19 protein-coding genes and 1 riboswitch are annotated in these 16,029 nt (G+C 65.7%); of the genes, 6 read left to right on the top strand and 13 right to left on the bottom strand.

Annotated elements, in window-relative coordinates; genetic code table 11:
• Nucleotides 1-31: 31 nt before the first annotated feature.
• Nucleotides 32-1,090 (bottom strand): aldo/keto reductase, encoded by a 1,059-nt coding sequence (locus AC1DYM_RS09740; protein ID WP_477337760.1) that lies wholly within the window; start codon nt 1,088-1,090, stop codon nt 32-34.
• A 106-nt stretch (nt 1,091-1,196) separates the two neighbouring features.
• Here AC1DYM_RS09740 and AC1DYM_RS09735 point away from each other — a divergent pair, with 106 nt between their 5' ends.
• The gene (locus AC1DYM_RS09735) at nt 1,197-2,111 is read left to right on the top strand and encodes a LysR family transcriptional regulator (RefSeq protein WP_477337759.1); all 915 of its coding nucleotides are present in this window, start codon (nt 1,197-1,199) and stop codon (nt 2,109-2,111) included.
• On the opposite strand, the gene AC1DYM_RS09730 is transcribed toward AC1DYM_RS09735, so the two are convergent.
• The gene (locus AC1DYM_RS09730; protein WP_477337758.1) at nt 2,108-2,611 is read right to left on the bottom strand and encodes a cupin domain-containing protein; all 504 of its coding nucleotides are present in this window, start codon (nt 2,609-2,611) and stop codon (nt 2,108-2,110) included. The two genes, AC1DYM_RS09735 and AC1DYM_RS09730, sit on opposite strands and share 4 nt — an antisense overlap.
• Before the next feature lie 111 nt (nt 2,612-2,722).
• On the opposite strand from AC1DYM_RS09730, the gene pssA reads away from it, so the two are divergent.
• Nucleotides 2,723-3,343 carry a CDP-diacylglycerol--serine O-phosphatidyltransferase gene (gene pssA, locus AC1DYM_RS09725; protein ID WP_477337757.1) on the top strand — a complete coding sequence of 207 codons (621 nt, stop codon included), beginning with the start codon at nt 2,723-2,725 and terminating at the stop codon, nt 3,341-3,343.
• On the opposite strand, the gene pnuC is transcribed toward pssA, so the two are convergent.
• The 11 genes from pnuC to AC1DYM_RS09670 all read right to left on the bottom strand — a co-directional run bounded on the left by pnuC (nt 3,315) and on the right by AC1DYM_RS09670 (nt 12,635).
• On the bottom strand, nt 3,315-3,908 hold the full coding sequence (gene pnuC, locus AC1DYM_RS09720) for a nicotinamide riboside transporter PnuC (RefSeq protein ID WP_477337756.1): 594 nt from the start codon (nt 3,906-3,908) through the stop codon (nt 3,315-3,317). The genes pssA and pnuC overlap by 29 nt on opposite strands.
• Entirely contained in the window at nt 3,898-6,075 is a 2,178-nt protein-coding gene (locus AC1DYM_RS09715) for a TonB-dependent siderophore receptor (protein ID WP_477337755.1), read from the bottom strand. The genes pnuC and AC1DYM_RS09715 overlap by 11 nt, the downstream gene beginning before the upstream one ends.
• A 54-nt stretch (nt 6,076-6,129) precedes the next feature.
• Nucleotides 6,130-6,225, bottom strand: a riboswitch (TPP riboswitch).
• Nucleotides 6,226-6,228: 3 nt separating this feature from the next.
• Nucleotides 6,229-7,380, bottom strand: coding sequence for a phosphotransferase enzyme family protein (locus AC1DYM_RS09710; RefSeq protein ID WP_477337754.1), 1,152 nt, complete (start codon nt 7,378-7,380; stop codon nt 6,229-6,231).
• Between the two features lie 22 nt (nt 7,381-7,402).
• Entirely contained in the window at nt 7,403-8,077 is a 675-nt protein-coding gene (locus tag AC1DYM_RS09705; RefSeq protein WP_477337753.1) for a hypothetical protein, read from the bottom strand.
• A 232-nt stretch (nt 8,078-8,309) separates the two neighbouring features.
• Nucleotides 8,310-9,053, bottom strand: a complete 744-nt coding sequence (locus tag AC1DYM_RS09700) for an HvfC/BufC family peptide modification chaperone (RefSeq protein WP_477337752.1) — start codon at nt 9,051-9,053, stop codon at nt 8,310-8,312.
• Nucleotides 9,050-9,892: an MNIO family bufferin maturase gene (gene bufB / locus AC1DYM_RS09695; protein WP_477337751.1), complete on the bottom strand. Its 843-nt coding sequence runs from the start codon at nt 9,890-9,892 to the stop codon at nt 9,050-9,052. The genes AC1DYM_RS09700 and bufB (AC1DYM_RS09695) overlap by 4 nt, the downstream gene beginning before the upstream one ends.
• Nucleotides 9,893-9,942: 50 nt before the next feature.
• Complete coding sequence (bufA2, locus tag AC1DYM_RS09690) at nt 9,943-10,212, bottom strand: BufA2 family periplasmic bufferin-type metallophore (RefSeq protein WP_477337750.1); 270 nt, start codon at nt 10,210-10,212, stop codon at nt 9,943-9,945.
• Between the two features lie 90 nt (nt 10,213-10,302).
• The gene (locus AC1DYM_RS09685; protein WP_477337749.1) at nt 10,303-10,773 is read right to left on the bottom strand and encodes a DoxX family protein; all 471 of its coding nucleotides are present in this window, start codon (nt 10,771-10,773) and stop codon (nt 10,303-10,305) included.
• A gap of 10 nt (nt 10,774-10,783) precedes the next feature.
• On the bottom strand, nt 10,784-11,515 hold the full coding sequence (locus AC1DYM_RS09680; protein ID WP_477337748.1) for an HvfC/BufC family peptide modification chaperone: 732 nt from the start codon (nt 11,513-11,515) through the stop codon (nt 10,784-10,786).
• Nucleotides 11,512-12,345, bottom strand: coding sequence for an MNIO family bufferin maturase (gene bufB / locus AC1DYM_RS09675; protein ID WP_477337747.1), 834 nt, complete (start codon nt 12,343-12,345; stop codon nt 11,512-11,514). The genes AC1DYM_RS09680 and bufB (AC1DYM_RS09675) overlap by 4 nt, the downstream gene beginning before the upstream one ends.
• Before the next feature lie 8 nt (nt 12,346-12,353).
• Nucleotides 12,354-12,635: a BufA1 family periplasmic bufferin-type metallophore gene (locus tag AC1DYM_RS09670; RefSeq protein ID WP_046966849.1), complete on the bottom strand. Its 282-nt coding sequence runs from the start codon at nt 12,633-12,635 to the stop codon at nt 12,354-12,356.
• A 224-nt stretch (nt 12,636-12,859) separates the two neighbouring features.
• On the opposite strand from AC1DYM_RS09670, the gene AC1DYM_RS09665 reads away from it, so the two are divergent.
• The 4 genes from AC1DYM_RS09665 to AC1DYM_RS09650 all read left to right on the top strand — a co-directional run bounded on the left by AC1DYM_RS09665 (nt 12,860) and on the right by AC1DYM_RS09650 (nt 15,899).
• Nucleotides 12,860-13,459 (top strand): sigma-70 family RNA polymerase sigma factor, encoded by a 600-nt coding sequence (locus AC1DYM_RS09665; protein ID WP_078023453.1) that lies wholly within the window; start codon nt 12,860-12,862, stop codon nt 13,457-13,459.
• Nucleotides 13,456-14,097, top strand: a complete 642-nt coding sequence (locus AC1DYM_RS09660; protein ID WP_477337746.1) for an NrsF family protein — start codon at nt 13,456-13,458, stop codon at nt 14,095-14,097. Before AC1DYM_RS09665 ends, AC1DYM_RS09660 begins: the two co-directional genes overlap by 4 nt.
• Before the next feature lie 56 nt (nt 14,098-14,153).
• Complete coding sequence (locus AC1DYM_RS09655; RefSeq protein ID WP_477337745.1) at nt 14,154-14,765, top strand: hypothetical protein; 612 nt, start codon at nt 14,154-14,156, stop codon at nt 14,763-14,765.
• A 75-nt stretch (nt 14,766-14,840) separates the two neighbouring features.
• Nucleotides 14,841-15,899: a TlpA family protein disulfide reductase gene (locus tag AC1DYM_RS09650; protein WP_477337744.1), complete on the top strand. Its 1,059-nt coding sequence runs from the start codon at nt 14,841-14,843 to the stop codon at nt 15,897-15,899.
• Nucleotides 15,900-16,029 lie beyond the last annotated feature (130 nt).

The raw sequence follows: 16,029 nt of genomic DNA, 5'->3' as shown, positions 1-16,029 counted from the left end.
GGAGCGACGGGCGTCGCTCCCGCCCCTCTCCTCAACCCTTCAGGTGCGGCGCCAGCAACGGCATGTCCGCCGGACCCAGACGGTCCGACGCCGTCATCAGCTGGTGCCAGTACGGGTATAGCACCGGCGGCGCGCTGACCTCGTCCAGACGCTGACGCTCTTCGGCCGTGAGCTTCAGCTCGGCGGCGGCGAGGTTGTCCTTGAACTGCGCCTCGGTGCGACCACCGATAACCAGGGAGGTCACCGCGGGACGCTCGAGCAACCAAGCCAGCGCGACCTGCGCACCCGACACGCCGCGCGCTTCGGCAATCGATACCAACACGTCGACGATGCGCCAAAGACGCTCTTCGTCGCGAATCGGCGGCTCGGTCCAGCCCTCCAGCTGACGCGAGCCCTCCGGTGCCTTGCCATCGCGACGGTGCTTGCCCGAAAGCAGGCCACCGGCGAGCGGGCTCCATACGAGGACACCRAGGCCCTGGTCGATCGAGATCGGCAGCAGCTCGTATTCGGCTTCGCGCGCTTCCAGTGTGTAGTGGATCTGCTGGCTGACGAACCGCTGGCGATGCTCGCGCTCGCTGATGCCGAGCGCCTTCATCAGATGCCACGCGGAATAGTTGGAGCAACCCAGGTAACGCACCTTGCCGTCGCGAACCAGGGTGTCGAGTGCTTCCAGGGTTTCTTCCAGTGGCGTCAGGCCATCCCACTGGTGAACCTGGTACAGATCGATCACGTCGGTGCGCAGGCGCTTCAGGCTGGCTTCGCATTCGCGAATCAGGTGGTAGCGCGACAGGCCGCCGTTGTTGGGGCCGTCGCCCATCGGAAAGCGTGCCTTGGTCGCGATCAGTACGTCTTTCGGACGTTTGCCACCGAGTACTTCGCCGATGATTTCTTCCGAACGGCCGTCGGAATAGACGTTCGCCGTATCGATGAGATTGACGCCGGCATCGATGCACATATCGATCAGCCGGCGCGCTTCGTCGACGCCGGAGTTGCCGACCGAGGCGAACTTGCCCTGGCCGCCGAAGGTCATCGTGCCCATCGTGAGGGTGGAGACTTTGAGGCCGGAGCGGCCAAGCAGTCGGTATTCCATGGGGATTCCTTGTGGGGAGTGAACCGACCCACGTTAGCCTCCCGGCCATTCATCTGTAAAATGGAAAATTCTGATCGAATTAAGCATTCAAGAGACTCAATACGCCGTGGACCTCAAGCAGCTCGAATACTTCATCGCCGTTGCCGAAGAACGCCACTTCACGCGGGCCGCCCAGCGACTCAACGTGGTCCAGTCCGGCCTTTCGCAAACCATCCGCAGCCTGGAAGAAGAGCTTGGCGGCCCTTTGTTCGTCCGCACGACGCGCAGTGTCGCCTTGACCGCAGCAGGCACGGTCCTGCTCGAGGAAGCCCACAGGGTGCTCGACGCAGCGCGTTCGGCGCGCATGGCGGTGACCCAGGTGCACGGCCTCGCGCGGGGGCGGCTGCGCATCGGTGCCATCCAGAGCCTCGCTCCCTTCATCGATCTGCCGACCACCCTCGGCCGTTTCCGCGAAGCCTTTGGCGGCATCGACATCGAGCTTCGTTTCGACGGATCGGCGAATCTGCTGGAAGAGGTCCGCGATGGTCATCTGGATATCGCCTTCACCCAGCCACCTGCGGCACCGGTGGCCGACGTCGTTACCAAGCTGCTGGTCTGCGAAGGTCTCGTAGCCGTGTGCCCGCCCAAGCATCGGCTGGCCGGCGCCCACGACGTGACGCTGGCCGACCTTGCACAGGAGAGCTACGTCGATCTGCGCACCGACTGGGGCATGCGCCAGCTCATCGACAGCGCCTTCGCCGACGCGGGACTGAATCGTCGCACGCGTTTCGAGGTCAACGACATGGGCATGCTGCTCGAGCTCGCGGCGCAGGGTCTCGGCCTTGCCCTGGTGCCGGAATCGATCGCGAAGATCCGTCGCGACGACCGTCATGCGCGGCCTATCGCCTTTGCCGATATCGCCGAGAGCGAGGAACCCTGCTGGGAGATCGTCGTGGGCCATCGCGCCCGCAGCGGCGAAGCAGCAGGCCGCCTCGCCCAGGCCTTCCTCGACGTCCTCGTGCAACCGGCCGGTGCGCTCTAGGGCTCGCCGTCCCAGTAATCCAGGCCGTTCTCCATGCGCTGCAAGAAACTGAAGCGCGAGCCGTCCGCCTTCCTGACGATGGTCGAGTGCTTTCCCGAGTCCGGGTATTCGACGAACTCCGGCGACTCCTTCGTGCTGATGGACAGATACTTCAGTGGCGCATCCGACGTGTTGATGAACTGGTGCGGATAGTCGGGCCCCGGTGGAATGAAAACGACGTCGCCCGCGCGCACCGGCAGTCGTTCGCCCGCCACCCGTAGTGTGCCCTCCCCTTCCAGCACCACGAACATTTCTTCCTGCGCATAGTGGAAGTGGTAAGGGCAGGAGATCTTGCCCGGTGCGACGATATCGAAGGAGGCGCCGAGCTTCTCCGCGGCCGTGCCGGTACCGAGGCGAGCACCGAGCGCGTCGTACAGCGGTTCGCGAACGAGGCGTTCGGTGGACGCGTCATGGAAGTTGCGGATGAGCCGCGCGGCGAGTTCGGAAGCGCGTGAGGTCATGGGCCTGCCATCGTGCAAGGTGGGGCCACCGAGGCTAGCGCGATCCACCGTTCGCGTCTTCCCGACCATCGTCCCTTGTAAACTGCCGCGACCACCCGCCCGAGCGAGCCGATGACCACGAAACCGCGACCGTTTTCCATGATCCGCGACTTCGCCCTGGCGGACTGGTTCACCTTGGGCAATGCGGCCAGCGGGGTCGGCGCCCTGTTCTCGACCATGACCTACCTGCAAGAAGGCGGCGTCTGGCACCTGTACATGGCGTGCGGGCTGGTCCTTCTGGCGCTCATCTTCGACGTCCTCGACGGTCGCATCGCCCGATGGCGCCAGCGGGCATCGCTCCTGGGCCGCGAACTGGACTCACTCGCCGACGTGATCTCGTTCGGTGTCGCACCGGCCGTCATCGGTTACGGTTGCGGCATGCAGGGCGGCCTCGACCGGGCGATCCTGCTGATCTTCGTCTGCTGCGGCGTTTCGCGCCTGGCACGCTACAACGTCACCGCCGAGTCCCACTCGAACGACGAGGGCAAGGTCACCTACTTCGAGGGCACGCCCATCCCGACCTCGATCGTCCTTGTCGCCATACTCTGCGCCGCCGCGGCGACGGGCGCGTTGCACGAGAACCTCTGGTTCGGCAGCGTCCGCATCGCCTCGCTGGGCCTGCATCCGCTGTCGCTGATGTTTGCTGCCTCCGGCGCCCTGATGGTCAGCCGACTCCGCATTCCGAAGCTATAACGACCCTCTCCCGTCGCCAGGCACGCAGGCCGATCGCGGCAAGCACCACGAAACCCGCATACAGCACCGCCGTGACGGGCAGCGACTTGTAGACGTACTCGCCCACATAGATGACATCGACGGCGATCCATAGCCACCAGGCAGCGGCGTGTCGCCGCGCCTGCCACCATTGGGCGACGAGGCTGAAGGCCGTGAGCGCTGCATCGAGCCACGGCAACGAGGCATCGGTGTACCGGTGCATGGCGTAGCCGAGGGCCAGCGCCGCGGCCGTGCCGATCGCGAGGTGCCGCGTCGCGCTTCGTGTATCCAGCGATGCGACGCGGACATGACCGCTACCGTCGAGGTTACGCGACCAGCGCTGCCAGCCATAGAGGATCAGGAAGGCGAAGATCACCTGCAGCATCGTGTCCGAATACAGCTTGGCGTCGACAAAGATCCACGCGTACGCGATCACCGACACCAGGCCCACCGGCCAGCACCAGGGGCTGCGCCGCGCGGTCAGCCACACGCCCGCCGCACTGACCAGCGCGGCGGACACTTCGAACGGCGACAGCTCAAAAGTCATAAGTCATCGAAAGGCGGGCGAGGCGCGGCATGCCGGGGAACAGGTAGCTGTCACCGCCCGAGGTGCCGGTATCGCGCCAGTAGAAATGATTGAACACGTTGTCCACGTTGAGCCGCCATGTCATCGCATGGCCGCCGACCGCCGTGATGAAGCGAAGGCCGGCATCGAAGACATGGTACGCCGGGACGCGCGTGTCACCGTTCGGCGTCGCCACATTCGTGCCCGCATAACGCCAGCCGCCGAGCAACGCCCACTTCGGCGCGAACGGCAAGGTGTAATCGGCGTACACGGCCGTCCGCCAGCGCGGCACGTTGACGACCTGATGATCCTCGTAGTCAGGCGTCCCGGTGTTCTCGGCGCGGGCACGGATCACGTTGGCGCTGGCCGTGAGGCGAAGGTTGTCGGTCACCCGCCCGGCGAGGTTGAGCTCAATGCCGGTGTGGACCTCCTGCCCCTGTTGGACGAAGGTGAAGCCTTCCGCCGTATCGTCAGGGCGCGCGAACTGATACGCCTGGCGAATGCGATATACCGCCGCCTGCAGGTCCAGGGCATCGCTGAGCGCGTACTTCACGCCGGCCTCGACCTGGCGCGACTGCAGCGGCGCCAGCGTCGTGCTGCCGTTCGAGGTCCAGTAGGGCGCCTCGCGTCCCAGCGACAGACCTTCACCATAACTGATGTACGTGGTCAGGGGCGCCGTCGGCTGCCAAAGCACGGCCGCCTGCGGAAGGGTCTTCGTCATCCGCGTATCGCGTTCGAGGGCGCCCGTGTCGTCGTAAGCACGCTCGTCGAGCTTCACCAGGCGGGCGCCGGCGAGCACCTGCCAGGTGTCGCCGAGATGGATGCGATCGATCGCGAACAGCGTGCGCTGCCAACTGGTGAGGCGTCGTTCCGACGGGCCCGGCTCGTTTGGCGAGGGGTCGAAGTACGGCGGCGTCCGATCGTCGATGTTGGCCGTGCCGACGTAGTCGTACACATAGGCGCGCTGGTCCACGGTGCGCCGGAAGGCACTCGCGCCGACGTTCACCTCGTGATCGATCGCACCCGTCGCGAAGCTTCCGGTGAGCACCGCGCGCACTTCGTCGTTCTGTCGCGTGTCGTCCGGGCTGCGGAAATCGTAGACGTCGTAGTCGCCATTGGGCGCGAAGAAGTAGCCCGGCGTCGCGCCGGAAGCGCAGGATGCGGCATAGAAACAACCATAGGCGAAGGCGACGTTGTCGTCGATCACGGTATGGCTGTGGCCAGCCGATACCTGCGCATTCCAGCTGTCATTGAAGCGATAGTTGAAGCGCAGGGTCGTGTTGCTCGCATGGATGCCGACCGGACGCTGCCAGGGCTCGTAGCCGAGCAGGCGCGTGCGGCTGGGGTGCTCGGGGATCTGCGTGCCGCCGAGTAACTGGTAGCCCGACGCCGATCGCTGGCCGCTGGTCTGGTAGTCGGTATCCAGCTGCACGGTGGCCTGTTCGTTGATCTTCCAGTCGGCACCGATCGATACGAAGCTGCGCCGTCCATCGGTGTGCTCGATCGCCGCGTGCGTCTTCTCGTTCGCCGCATTGACGCGCAAGCCGAACGATGGGGTAAACCATGCACCCAGGTCGACGGCCTCATAGTTGGAACCGTGCGAGTCCGTCCCGATCGTCACCGTGTGCACGTCGGCCGGGCGCTTGCTTACGTAGTTGATCAGGCCGCCGGGCTCGACGACACCGGCTTCCAGGCCGCCGAGACCCTTGAGCACCTCGACGCGTTCCTTGCCTTCCAGTCCGGGCAGCTGCTCGGCCGACATGATCATGCCGTTGAAGCGGAAGCCCGTCGCCAGATCCAGCGGAAAACCGCGTATCGAGACGTCCTGGTAGTAGCCCGCTGGCGCGTAGTTGTCGTTGATCGCCGAATCGCCGCGCACCAGCTCGCTGAGCGTCCGCGGCTGGCGGTCGTCGATCTGCGCGCGGGTAATGACGGTGATCGCCGCCGGCGTGTCGTGCAGCGGCGCGTTGCCGAAGCTGCCGAACGTATCGAGCTGGGAGTCGGCCGCCTGGTACCCGGTGGTCGTGGTGGCGTTCACATCCACGGTCGACAGGGTGCGGGCCTTCTGGGGCGCCGTATCGTCGGCGGCATGCGCCACGCCGAGCATCGAAAGCAGGGCCAGGGCAAGCGGAGTGCGGGGAAAAGTCATCGTCGTCTTCAGGTTCACGGACGAAGCGACGGCGAACCACGTCGTCCGGGGACGTCCGTGGTTCTGCAAGCTCCCTACGCCGGTACTAACCGGGTCAGGTTCCAAGGGACTCTCTCAGCCTGGCAACGCCAGGCACCCCCGCTTCTAGAACCGCTATTGAACCACGATTGGCGCGCCGGCGTCGCGGATGGCGTCCAGCAACGCCTGTCCATGCGCTCCGGCGAACCAGGCGGCGTGCCCGCGCAGGAAGGTGTGGTAAGCCACGTCGGCGTGGTCGCGACGTCGCGTCACCCCCTCGAAGTATTCGATCTCGGACAGGGCGAAGTCGACATGGACGATCGGCAGGAGGTCCGCCAGCAGTCTCAGGTCGTCGGCCGACAGGGGGCAGATCTCGCGGTAGCCTCCGATCAGCGCGAGCGCCAGGTCGGTACGGCCGATATCGCCCTTTGCGATATCGAGCCACGCGATCGCGTTGCGTTCGATCGCCGTGGCCAGATCGAACAGCCCGAACGTCATCGCCGACAGGCCAAAATCGAGGACATCGGTGATACGCGCCTCATCACTCGCATCGCTCCAGCACAGATTTGATACGTGCCAGTCGCCGTGGGTCCAGGCACGCGGCTGCCGCGCGATGCCGCCAACGGCACGTTCATGCCAGGGGGCCATCGCCTCGCCGATCTCCGTGCGCCAGTCACGCTCGCGCAAATAGACGCCCAACGAAGGACGCGACGGAAACGACGCTTTGATAGCGTCGAGCGGATTCGCCGCTGAAAGGACCTCTGCGCGCGCCACCAGGACGTGTGTCGAACGCTGCGGTGCCCGATAGTCGCGGGCCGCAAGGTGCAGCCGCGCGAGCATCGCGCCCGCGGCTCGCGCGTGGGCGACACCGCCGATCGGTGACCATGAAAACGCGTCACGGTAGACATCCGCGCCCACGGCCGGCCGATGCACTTCGTAGACCCACGCATCGATCGCGATCGCCGACTGGCCGTCGATATCTTCGAGGACCTCCGGCACGGGGATGCCACGCTCCCGCAGATGCCCGGCGAACCGGTGTTCTTCCGCCAGTGTCGCTGCGGAGCGCACGCTCCAATGATGACGCTTGACGAACACCTCCCCGTTGAACGTCACCACGAGGGCCGCGGCCGATAACGGCCGCGGACTCCGCCAGCTCACCGCCGCTACGCCACCCAGGCGAGGAAAGCGCGCCAGCAGCACCTCGACCTCGGTCAGCGTCAGCGGTGGCCAGTCCGGCGGCAATTCGTCGCCGGCCAGACCGTGGGTGAGGTGGGTATCGTCGTTCATCGCCGCAGTCTAACCGCTGCTTTCAAAAAGCCAGGTTCAAGCCGAGCGTGGCCCAATGCGACACCGGCAACGCATGTTCGCGCTCACGCCCGACGACCAGGTCGACGCTGTTGCCGTCATCCTTGCCGAAGTAGTAACGCACGCCGGCCTGCGTGGTCTGCGACAGGCGTGACGCCCACAGTCGCTCCGCAAGCAGGGCGACCTCCTTCGTGACAGCGAACTCGAAGCCGACACCCGCCAGGCGATGCCAGGCGCCCTGCTCCACCCGCGTCATGCCGAGGTTGACGTTCGCCATCAGGCGGCGCTCGTCGTCGATACCGAAGTTGCTCGCGGCGTACACGTTGGAGCCGATGCGGTGGCCGTTCTGCAGGGTCGTGTCTGCCGCAACGGCGAGGCCGATGCCGGCGTCGTCGCCGTTGCGGAGCTGCCATTTGATCGAGGGATTCTGCAGGTTGTATCCCGGATGGGACTGGCCGCCGAGGCCAAGACCGAATTCCACCGGCCCGACACCGCAGGCGGGCACCGTCCATGCGGTATGCGTGCCGCCACGAAATACCTGCAGCCAGCTTTCCAGCTGGCAGCGACCGGGCGTCGCGGTCGACGCATCATCGACGAGATAGCTCCCGCCGGAAGCCAGCAACGGCGAGGTGACCAGGACGAGGATCGTCCCGACAAGGAAAAGGAGCATGTTGCGCATGGTGCATACCTCCCTGCCGAACGCTGCGGCCAGGGTAGAGGGAGGCGGGTCACGGAATGACCAGCCGGTGGCCAGACTGGCTACCGGCCGCGAAACACGAACGGGGAGCCCACTAGCGGCGTCGAAACGGGTGCCTGGGGTCGTCGTCCATCGTGGTCTCGCAGAGCTTGAAGTGTGCGGATTGTCGGCGCGTCCGCGGGACGGGTCAACCTTTTTGGTCAGCCCGGCCGGCTTATCCCTGGCGCAGGCGCAGGATCAATCCATCCGCCACCCAGGCGCGCAGCAAGGCTCCCGCTTCGGCGGCGACGGACGTCGGTCCGTGCCGTCGAATGAGCAAGGCGCAGATCTCGCCGAACGTCGCGCCGGCCAGGGCCAGATCGAGACAGGCGCACTCATGGGCGTCCATGCTGGCGAATTGGGGGGAAAGGCCTCGACGCCAGACGCGCACGCCGCTTTCGCCTTGGTCGTCGGGCCGCATGGGACCCGGTGGCATCGTCTCGTCGGCCAGCGCCTTCCAGATCGCCACCGCTTGGCTGCGCATCGAACGAAACCGCAGGGTCGGGACAAACACGAACTCGACGGCATCCCAGTCGTCGGCGGCAAGCATGGCGGGATCGATCGCTTCGGCATCAGGACCACTGAACGCGTCACGCAGCGTGCTATCCAGCCACGCGAGCTCGCTCACATCAGGATCGTCCGGATAGTCTGCCTCGAGCATGTCAGGGAAGGCCCGACCATAGGCGTCGAGCGTCCACGACGACGGCGCATGGGTATCGACGTAGCGACCGGCCGCCGCATCAAAGTCGTCGTCGCCCAGCCACAGACGCGTTTTCGCATAGGTATCGCGCAGCGCCGTCACCAGTTGCCCACGATAGTTGTTGGCGTAAACGCGCATGCCCCGCGCCTCGAAGTCGTCAGGATGACCGACGCCGGTCACGGCGCTCGCGAAGCGACGTTGCAACGCGTCGAGGTTCATGCGGCGCAACACGCCACAGCACTGGCGATGTCGCGAGCCTGCTGCAGCTCGTCGAGCAGATCGCCCAGCGGCGGAAAGTGGTCGTCGCGCTCGATCATGGTGGCGACCGGACCGAGTCGCGACGCGAATCGCGCATACAGTTTCCAGACCGGGTCGGGCACGGGTGCATCGTGGGTGTCGATCAACATGTCGCGGCCCTGGCTGTGCCCGGCCAGATGCACCTGACGAACGCGTTCCAGCGGAAGGCCTTCGAGCCAGTCATCGGGATTCAGGCCGTGATTCGTGGCGCTGACATAGATGTTGTTGACGTCGAGCAACAGATAGCAGCCCGTACGTTCGCACAGCGCCGCAAGGAACGACGCCTCGGTCATTCTCGCGTCCGCGAAGGCGAGATAGGTCGACGGATTCTCCAGCACCAGCGCCCGACCGAGCACGTCCTGGGCGATCGACACGTTCGCCGCCAGCACATCGAGGGCTTCTTCCGTGTACGGAAGCGGCAGGAGGTCATGGGACTGGAAGCCGTCGATGCCTGTCCAGCTGACATGATCGGAGATCCATAGTGGATCGACACGCTGCGCCAGCCGACGCAGGCGGCGAAGATAACCGGCGTCGACCTCGTCGACCGAGCCGAGGTTCATCGACACGCCGTGCAGGGCGACGGGATAGCGCTCGCGAACGCGGTCGATGATGTCGAGCGGGCGACCACCGTCGACCATGAAGTTCTCCGACACCACTTCGACGAAGTCCACCGGCTGCTGCGTCGCCAGGAACGCGTCGTAGTGCGGCACGCGCAGGCCCAGACCGAAACCATGGAAAGCAGGAAGCGATTTAGCAGGCATGGCGTACTCCGGAAAGGGCCCGGTCGCCGATGCGACCGGGCAAGGTGTCGTTACTGAGCCGGCGGCGTGGTGCTGCCACCCTGCGCCGAGCATTCCTTCATCGAAACGGCTTTGAAGCCCTGGCCCTTGCAGTCGTTCTGGCCCTTGCACGCGTGGTTGCCGGACTTGCAGTCCGAGGTGCCCTTACACGTGTTGATGCCGTAGCAATGCACGGTCTTGCCGGCGGCCTGCTCGGCAGCCTGCGCGGGGACGGAGATCGCCGCGGCGGAGACGGCGAAGAGGGCGGCGGCAGCGGCGATGCTGTGGGTGGCGGTATGCATGGTCGTTCTCCGGGGGTTGAGGTTTGCCGAAGTGGCATGAATGGATTCGCGTCAGTGACGCCGTGGGTTACACGACGGCGCGATTTATTTTCAGTGCAGGCCGATGGCACGATCGACCGACAAGCGACCACCGCCGCGCGCGATGAGGTACAGCAGGATCGCGGCCCAGGATAAATGCGTCGGCCACGCATCGGGATAAACGAAAATCTCGATGATCGTCGTCATGCCGAGCAGGACAAAAGCCGACAGTCGCGTCGCGAGGCCAAGCACGAGCAACACCGGCACGAACGTCTCGACGTAGGCGGACAGGTGCGCCGCGATCTCCGGCGGCACGAGCGGCAGCTTGTATTCGGTTCGGAACAGTTCGTACGTGCCATCGGTGATCGTGAGGAAACCCTCCACCTTGGTCCGGCCCGACTGGAAGAAGATCGCCGCGATGGAGAGTCGTGCCACCAGGGCGAGGAACGAATGACCCACGAGTGCGCCGACGCGATCCGCCAACGCGTTCCAGCGCGAAATGAGCGTAGGGCGGCGGGCAAGGGGCTGGGTGAGCAAGTCCATGGTGAATCCTTCAGGGTGCGAATGCGCCAACCTGCAACAGGCTGGCCAGGTTGAGATCGATTGGAGCATCGGGATGCATGGCGAGCGTCGACAACGCCGCATCGGCCAGCGAAGCCCCGGCGCCGATGGCCTCAAGGAGACGCAAGGCCGACGCGCTCACCGGCGTGACGACAACCTCGAGATCGGTCCGAGTGACGACGGCGAACTCGGCCTGCCACACCAGGTCATCGTTCACGGCGAGGCCGGCCCGGCTCGCCTGCCAGATCGTCACAGCCGGCGTGGTGGCGGCGAACAGGCGCGTCGCAGGATGCAACGGCAGCCGGCGTGCACCGAGCGCACCCGGATCCAGGCCGGTGAGTCCGTCCGTACGAAGCGCGTCGACATCGGCAGCGAAGAGACTTTCCAGCGACAGGCGGTCAAGACGCGCGACGTCCACCAGGTACGGCAGCCCGACGGCTGGCGGAAACGCCTCGATGAAATCGGCGAAGTCGTCGCCGTAGACAAACAGGCGTGCATCCCGTGGCGGCGACTGCACGACATGGACCGCGGCGGCGGCACGAAACCAGTCACGTCCGACCAGGCAAACGACGGCGGGGTAATTGGCTTCCAGCGCATCCAGGCAGGCACGCATCGCCGTATTGCGGTAGATCGCGAAAGCGGCGTGCCCAGCGAGCGAAAAGGAACCCGCATCGTCGTAGAGCGCTTCCGCGAAGTTGTCCTGAAAGCGTGCCAGCGTGGTCATGCCAGTACCGCTTCGTTCGTCAGCAAGGCATTCGCCCGCTGACGTTCTTCGAGAAGGACCGGGAAGACGGGCACCTCGCCATCGCGCTCGATGAGCGTCGGCCGTGCACCGCCACGCGACAGCACGTGACGATAGAGCGACCACACCGGATCGGCGATCGGTGCATCGTGCGAGTCGATGAGAAGCGTGGTGTCGGTCTCGTCCACGGCATGGCCGGCGAGGTGGATTTCTGTCACGGCATGTAACGGGAAGGCGTCCAGATAGTCGAGCGGGTCGCTGCGCAGGTTGTGCGCGCTGACGTAGACATTGTTGATGTCGAGCAGCAGGCCACAGCCGCTGCGACGAACCAGTTCGGTAAGGAAGTCCGTCTCGCTCCAGTCATGCCCGTCCAGTACCAGGTAATGCGAGGGATTCTCCAGCGAGATCTGCCGTCCCAGCCGCTCCTGGGTATGCATGACGTTGCGGACGACATGTTCCAGCGCCTCGTGCGTGCGCGGGAACGGCAACAGATCTGGCACGTATCGGCCTGCCCAACTCGACCAGGCCAGGTGCTCGGACACGAGTCCGGGCTGCACCCGGTCGATGAGGCGCCTCAGGCGCTGCAGCTGCACGGCATCAGGCAGTGCAGCGGCAGCGAGCGAAAGCGACACCCCATGCAGGGAAAGCGGAAAGCGATCGGCAAGGGCGTCGAGCATCGCCAGTCGCGGACCACCGTCGACCATATAGTTTTCGGGGTGCACTTCAAGCCACAGATCCGTGGGCGCCGAGCGAACGGCGTCGTCGAAATGCTGCGGCTTGAAGCCGATGCCGGCGAAGGGCGACAGGCTCATGAGACGGCTCAGCCGACCTTGGTCAGCGAACCATGACCCTTGGGCGTCTGGATCGCGGTGCAGGTACCGGCGGGCACGTTCTTCCACGCGTTCTTCTGGTAATCCGCCTTCGCCGTGCCCGCGCAGGTGGTACCCGGGCCGGCGGCGCAATCGTTCTGGCCCGCCTTGGCGACGCCCCAGCATTTCTCGACGGCGGCCTTCGGTGCGTCCTTCTGGGCGTCGGCATGCGCGACACCGGCGACCAGGGTGGCGAGACTGAAGGCGAGCGAGGCAACGTGACGATGGTTCATGGGAACTCCTTTCGGGGGGAGGGACGGACACGATGTCCGGCTTCACGAAAGAGTTCGCGCACGCGGTCGTATCGGTTACACATCGCCCGTTTCTTTTTTTTCGCGCCGGTGTAACCCGATGCCTCCCGCGAACGAACTACCGACATATGGCCCCTACGACCTCATCGCCCGGCTCGGGCCGCCGCTCTTGCGATCGTGAGGCCGACATGGCTATATCGCTGTCCATGAGCAGCCCCGCATTCACGGCGACATCTCCCACGGATCGGGCCACTGACGGGCTGTCGGCCACCGAGATCGAACTTCGCGAGCGTTTCGTCCGCGGACTCGCGGGCGATGCCACGCAGTACCGGCACTTTCTCGACCGTCTCGGCGCGCATTTGCGTGCCTACCTGCGCCGGCGTCTGCCGCGCGCGCAGGCCGACGTCGAAGACATCCTCCAGGAGACCTTGCTCGCCGTGCACAACGCGCGCCACACCTACCGGGACGACCAGCCACTCACCGCCTGGGTGCATGCGATCGCGCGCTACAAGCTGATGGACTTTTTCCGTGCCCATGCGCGACGCGAGGCACTTCACGAACCGTTTGAAGACGATGGCAGCCTTTTCGTCCAATCCGATGTGGAACCGGCCGACGCGCGCCGCGACGTCGGCCGTTTGCTCGAAGCCCTGCCGGACCGGCATCGCCTCCCCATCGTCTTCGTCAAGCTGCAGGGGTTGTCGGTGGCCGAAGCCGCGCAACGCTGCGGCATCTCCGAATCCGCGGTAAAGGTAGGCGTACATCGCGGCCTGAAGGCCCTTGCGGCCCGACTCCGAGGCAGCGCATGAAGACCGACGATTTCATCGCCATGCTGGCGAACGAGGCGCCGCCGGTGGATCGCCGGGCACCGGGCCGTCGTTTCGCACTGGCCCTCCTGATCGGCTTTGCCGCCGCCACGCTGCTCATGGCGGCCGGACTGGGATTGCGCCCGGACATGGCTACCGCGATCCACCTGCCGATGTTCTGGATGCGCCTAGGCTTCGCCGCGTGCATCGGCGCCGCGGCGTTGTGGCTCACGCTGCGACTGTCGCGCCCGGGCCTTCGTATCGGTGCACGCTGGGCCGGRCTGGCGGCACCCGTCGCCGCAGGCTGGACCGGGATGGCGGTCGTGCTCGTCCAGGCACCCGCGGACGCCCGCCTGCCCTTGCTGCTCGGCCATACGTGGCACGTCTGCGCCATCCTGATCGCCGTCCTCTCGACACCGACCTTCCTGGCCATGCTCTGGGCCGTACGCGGCATGGCGCCGGTACGACCCCGCGTTACCGGTGCTGCCGTGGGACTGCTCGCTGGCGCGACGGCCACCGTGGCCTATTGCCTGCACTGCCCCGAGATGTCGCCAGCCTTCTGGTCGACGTGGTATCTGCTCGGCATGGCCATCCCCGCTGCCGTCGGCGCCTTGATCGGCCCACGCGTTTTCCGTTGGTAGCCCGGCGGCCACGCCGATTCTTTACACTGCGCGCTTCGCTTCCGGGTGCTTCGCGCATGCTTCGTTCGACACCGCTTCGCTTCCTGGCCCTGCTCGCCCTCGCAACAACCTCCGCGGTCGCTGCCGACGGTGCGGGCCTCAAGGTGGTTCCCGTCGACAACGGAGTCAACACACTCACGTTGCTGGGCGAACCGGCGATGGCCGTGCGTGCCTGGCGCGAGAACTACAACGCGCATGGCTTCGATGTCGTGAGCTTCTACGTCCGTGACAAGGCCGCGGGTGAGAAGGCGTTCTGGAACCTCGTTCCCGTGTTCGGACAAGTCGGCAAGGGCGAGTTGTCCGAGCGGCTCGAGATCACCATCGGTGGCGGCGCCGATTGCGTGCTGCACGACTTCCGCCTGCTCCGCTCGGACGACGACAAACGGGTGATGCTCGTGGTGGCCCAGCGCGACATGGGCGACAGCTTTGCCGACCCTGCCGCCGTGCATTTCACCTGGTACGACCTGGCGAAGAACGACGACGAGGCGCCCGGCGAACCCTGGCTGTCCTTCCGGCAGACACGCGTCACCCAGGCCACGAAACCCTATTGCGATGTCGGGGAGGCTTTCGACAAGGAACTCCACCTCGGCACCACCGGTGGCAAGGGCGGTCCCGGCGACACCGACTGACGAAAGTGCCCCGGATTCTTGGTGCATGCGTGTGAGCGAAACTTGAGTCTGGCGCGAGGCGCGGCGAGGGTGAGAATGGAAACGACCTTTCCGCCGCAGCGACCGCTCATGCCCAAGTTCGCGATGTTCTTCCTCGCCACGTTCGTCGCATGGGCGGCACACGCCCAGGATGGCCAGCAACGCGCCGCCGTGGCGGCACGCACCCTGGTCGGTAGCCCGGCACCCGCCGTGGTCCTGCACACCATCGGCGGCAAGACGATCGACCTGTCCAAGGTCATCGGCAAGAAGGCTGTCTACCTCAAGTTCTGGGCTACGTGGTGCGTACCGTGTCGCGAGCAGATGCCGCACCTCGAGCGCGTGTATGAGCAGGCTGGCGACGACCTGGAAGTCGTCGCTATCGACGTGGGCTATGACGACAGCGTGGCGCGCGTTCGCGAACTGCAGAAGCAGGTCGGCCTGCGCATGCCCATCGTGTTCGACGACGGCAGCCTCGGCACCGCGTTCAACGTGCAGGTGACGCCGCAGCACATCGTCATCGGTCGCGACGGGCGCATCCAGTACGTCGGGCATGCCGCGAACGCCCAATTGGATGCGGCGTTGCTCGCCGCGCGTCGCGCACCCACGGCCGGTGCCGTCGCCATGACGACATTTACCGACCTGCCGGCCCTCGCGGTCGGCGACGCGATCCCTGCCCTGCCTGCTCCCGCGCTCGCCAGCGAGCTTCCCGGCAAGAAAACGGATGCCGCCGGGCGGCCGACGGTCCTCTTCTTCCTCTCGCCCTGGTGCGAGAGCTACCTCGCCCAGAAGCGCGACGGCAGCCGCCCTGAAGTAGCGGCCCAGTGCCGCTCGGCGCGCGCACAGGTCGACGCGCTTTCGCGTACCCGCCCGGATATCCATTGGGTAGGCGTCGCGTCGCGCTTGTGGACCAGTCAGCAAGACCTCGTCGACTATCGCAAGCAGACACACATCGCGATGCCGATCGTCCTGGACGAGACCGGCGAACTGTTCCGTCGCTTCCGTGTGGCCCATGAGCCGACCTTCGTCGTAACGGATGCACAGGGGCGCATCGTGCGACGGATCGACCGGATCGATGCCCAGCTCAGCACGCAATTGGTCGCGCCGAAAGCGCCCTGAAAGCCTGTCCGCAAGAACTTGCGTCACCGTCTTGCTATCCGCGTGCGGATTCGGCAAATGTCGGCATAGGCCCTGTATTCGATGGCGGCGTGGTCGTTAACCCTTCAAACTAGGCGCAACGGCGCAGAGG

The organism is Luteibacter sp. P1_D3 (assembly GCF_056406135.1).
The sequence above is the reverse complement of the archived record's forward strand: the minus strand, read 5'-3'. Positions and strand labels throughout refer to the sequence as shown.

Excerpts from the sequence above, each read along its gene's own strand:
- AC1DYM_RS09655 (WP_477337745.1), top strand. The coding sequence starts at position 14,154 with ATGCTTCGTTCGACACCGCTTCGCTTCCTGGCCCTGCTCGCCCTCGCA.
- AC1DYM_RS09730 (WP_477337758.1), bottom strand. The coding sequence starts at position 2,611 with ATGACCTCACGCGCTTCCGAACTCGCCGCGCGGCTCATCCGCAACTTC.
- bufB (WP_477337751.1), bottom strand. The coding sequence starts at position 9,892 with ATGCCTGCTAAATCGCTTCCTGCTTTCCATGGTTTCGGTCTGGGCCTG.
- pnuC (WP_477337756.1), bottom strand. The coding sequence starts at position 3,908 with ATGACTTTTGAGCTGTCGCCGTTCGAAGTGTCCGCCGCGCTGGTCAGT.
- AC1DYM_RS09665 (WP_078023453.1), top strand. The coding sequence starts at position 12,860 with ATGAGCAGCCCCGCATTCACGGCGACATCTCCCACGGATCGGGCCACT.
- AC1DYM_RS09650 (WP_477337744.1), top strand. The coding sequence starts at position 14,841 with ATGGAAACGACCTTTCCGCCGCAGCGACCGCTCATGCCCAAGTTCGCG.
- AC1DYM_RS09715 (WP_477337755.1), bottom strand. The coding sequence starts at position 6,075 with ATGACTTTTCCCCGCACTCCGCTTGCCCTGGCCCTGCTTTCGATGCTC.
- AC1DYM_RS09680 (WP_477337748.1), bottom strand. The coding sequence starts at position 11,515 with ATGACCACGCTGGCACGCTTTCAGGACAACTTCGCGGAAGCGCTCTAC.
- AC1DYM_RS09700 (WP_477337752.1), bottom strand. The coding sequence starts at position 9,053 with ATGAACCTCGACGCGTTGCAACGTCGCTTCGCGAGCGCCGTGACCGGC.
- bufB (WP_477337747.1), bottom strand. The coding sequence starts at position 12,345 with ATGAGCCTGTCGCCCTTCGCCGGCATCGGCTTCAAGCCGCAGCATTTC.
- bufA2 (WP_477337750.1), bottom strand. The coding sequence starts at position 10,212 with ATGCATACCGCCACCCACAGCATCGCCGCTGCCGCCGCCCTCTTCGCC.
- AC1DYM_RS09710 (WP_477337754.1), bottom strand. The coding sequence starts at position 7,380 with ATGAACGACGATACCCACCTCACCCACGGTCTGGCCGGCGACGAATTG.
- AC1DYM_RS09705 (WP_477337753.1), bottom strand. The coding sequence starts at position 8,077 with ATGCGCAACATGCTCCTTTTCCTTGTCGGGACGATCCTCGTCCTGGTC.
- AC1DYM_RS09685 (WP_477337749.1), bottom strand. The coding sequence starts at position 10,773 with ATGGACTTGCTCACCCAGCCCCTTGCCCGCCGCCCTACGCTCATTTCG.
- AC1DYM_RS09670 (WP_046966849.1), bottom strand. The coding sequence starts at position 12,635 with ATGAACCATCGTCACGTTGCCTCGCTCGCCTTCAGTCTCGCCACCCTG.
- pssA (WP_477337757.1), top strand. The coding sequence starts at position 2,723 with ATGACCACGAAACCGCGACCGTTTTCCATGATCCGCGACTTCGCCCTG.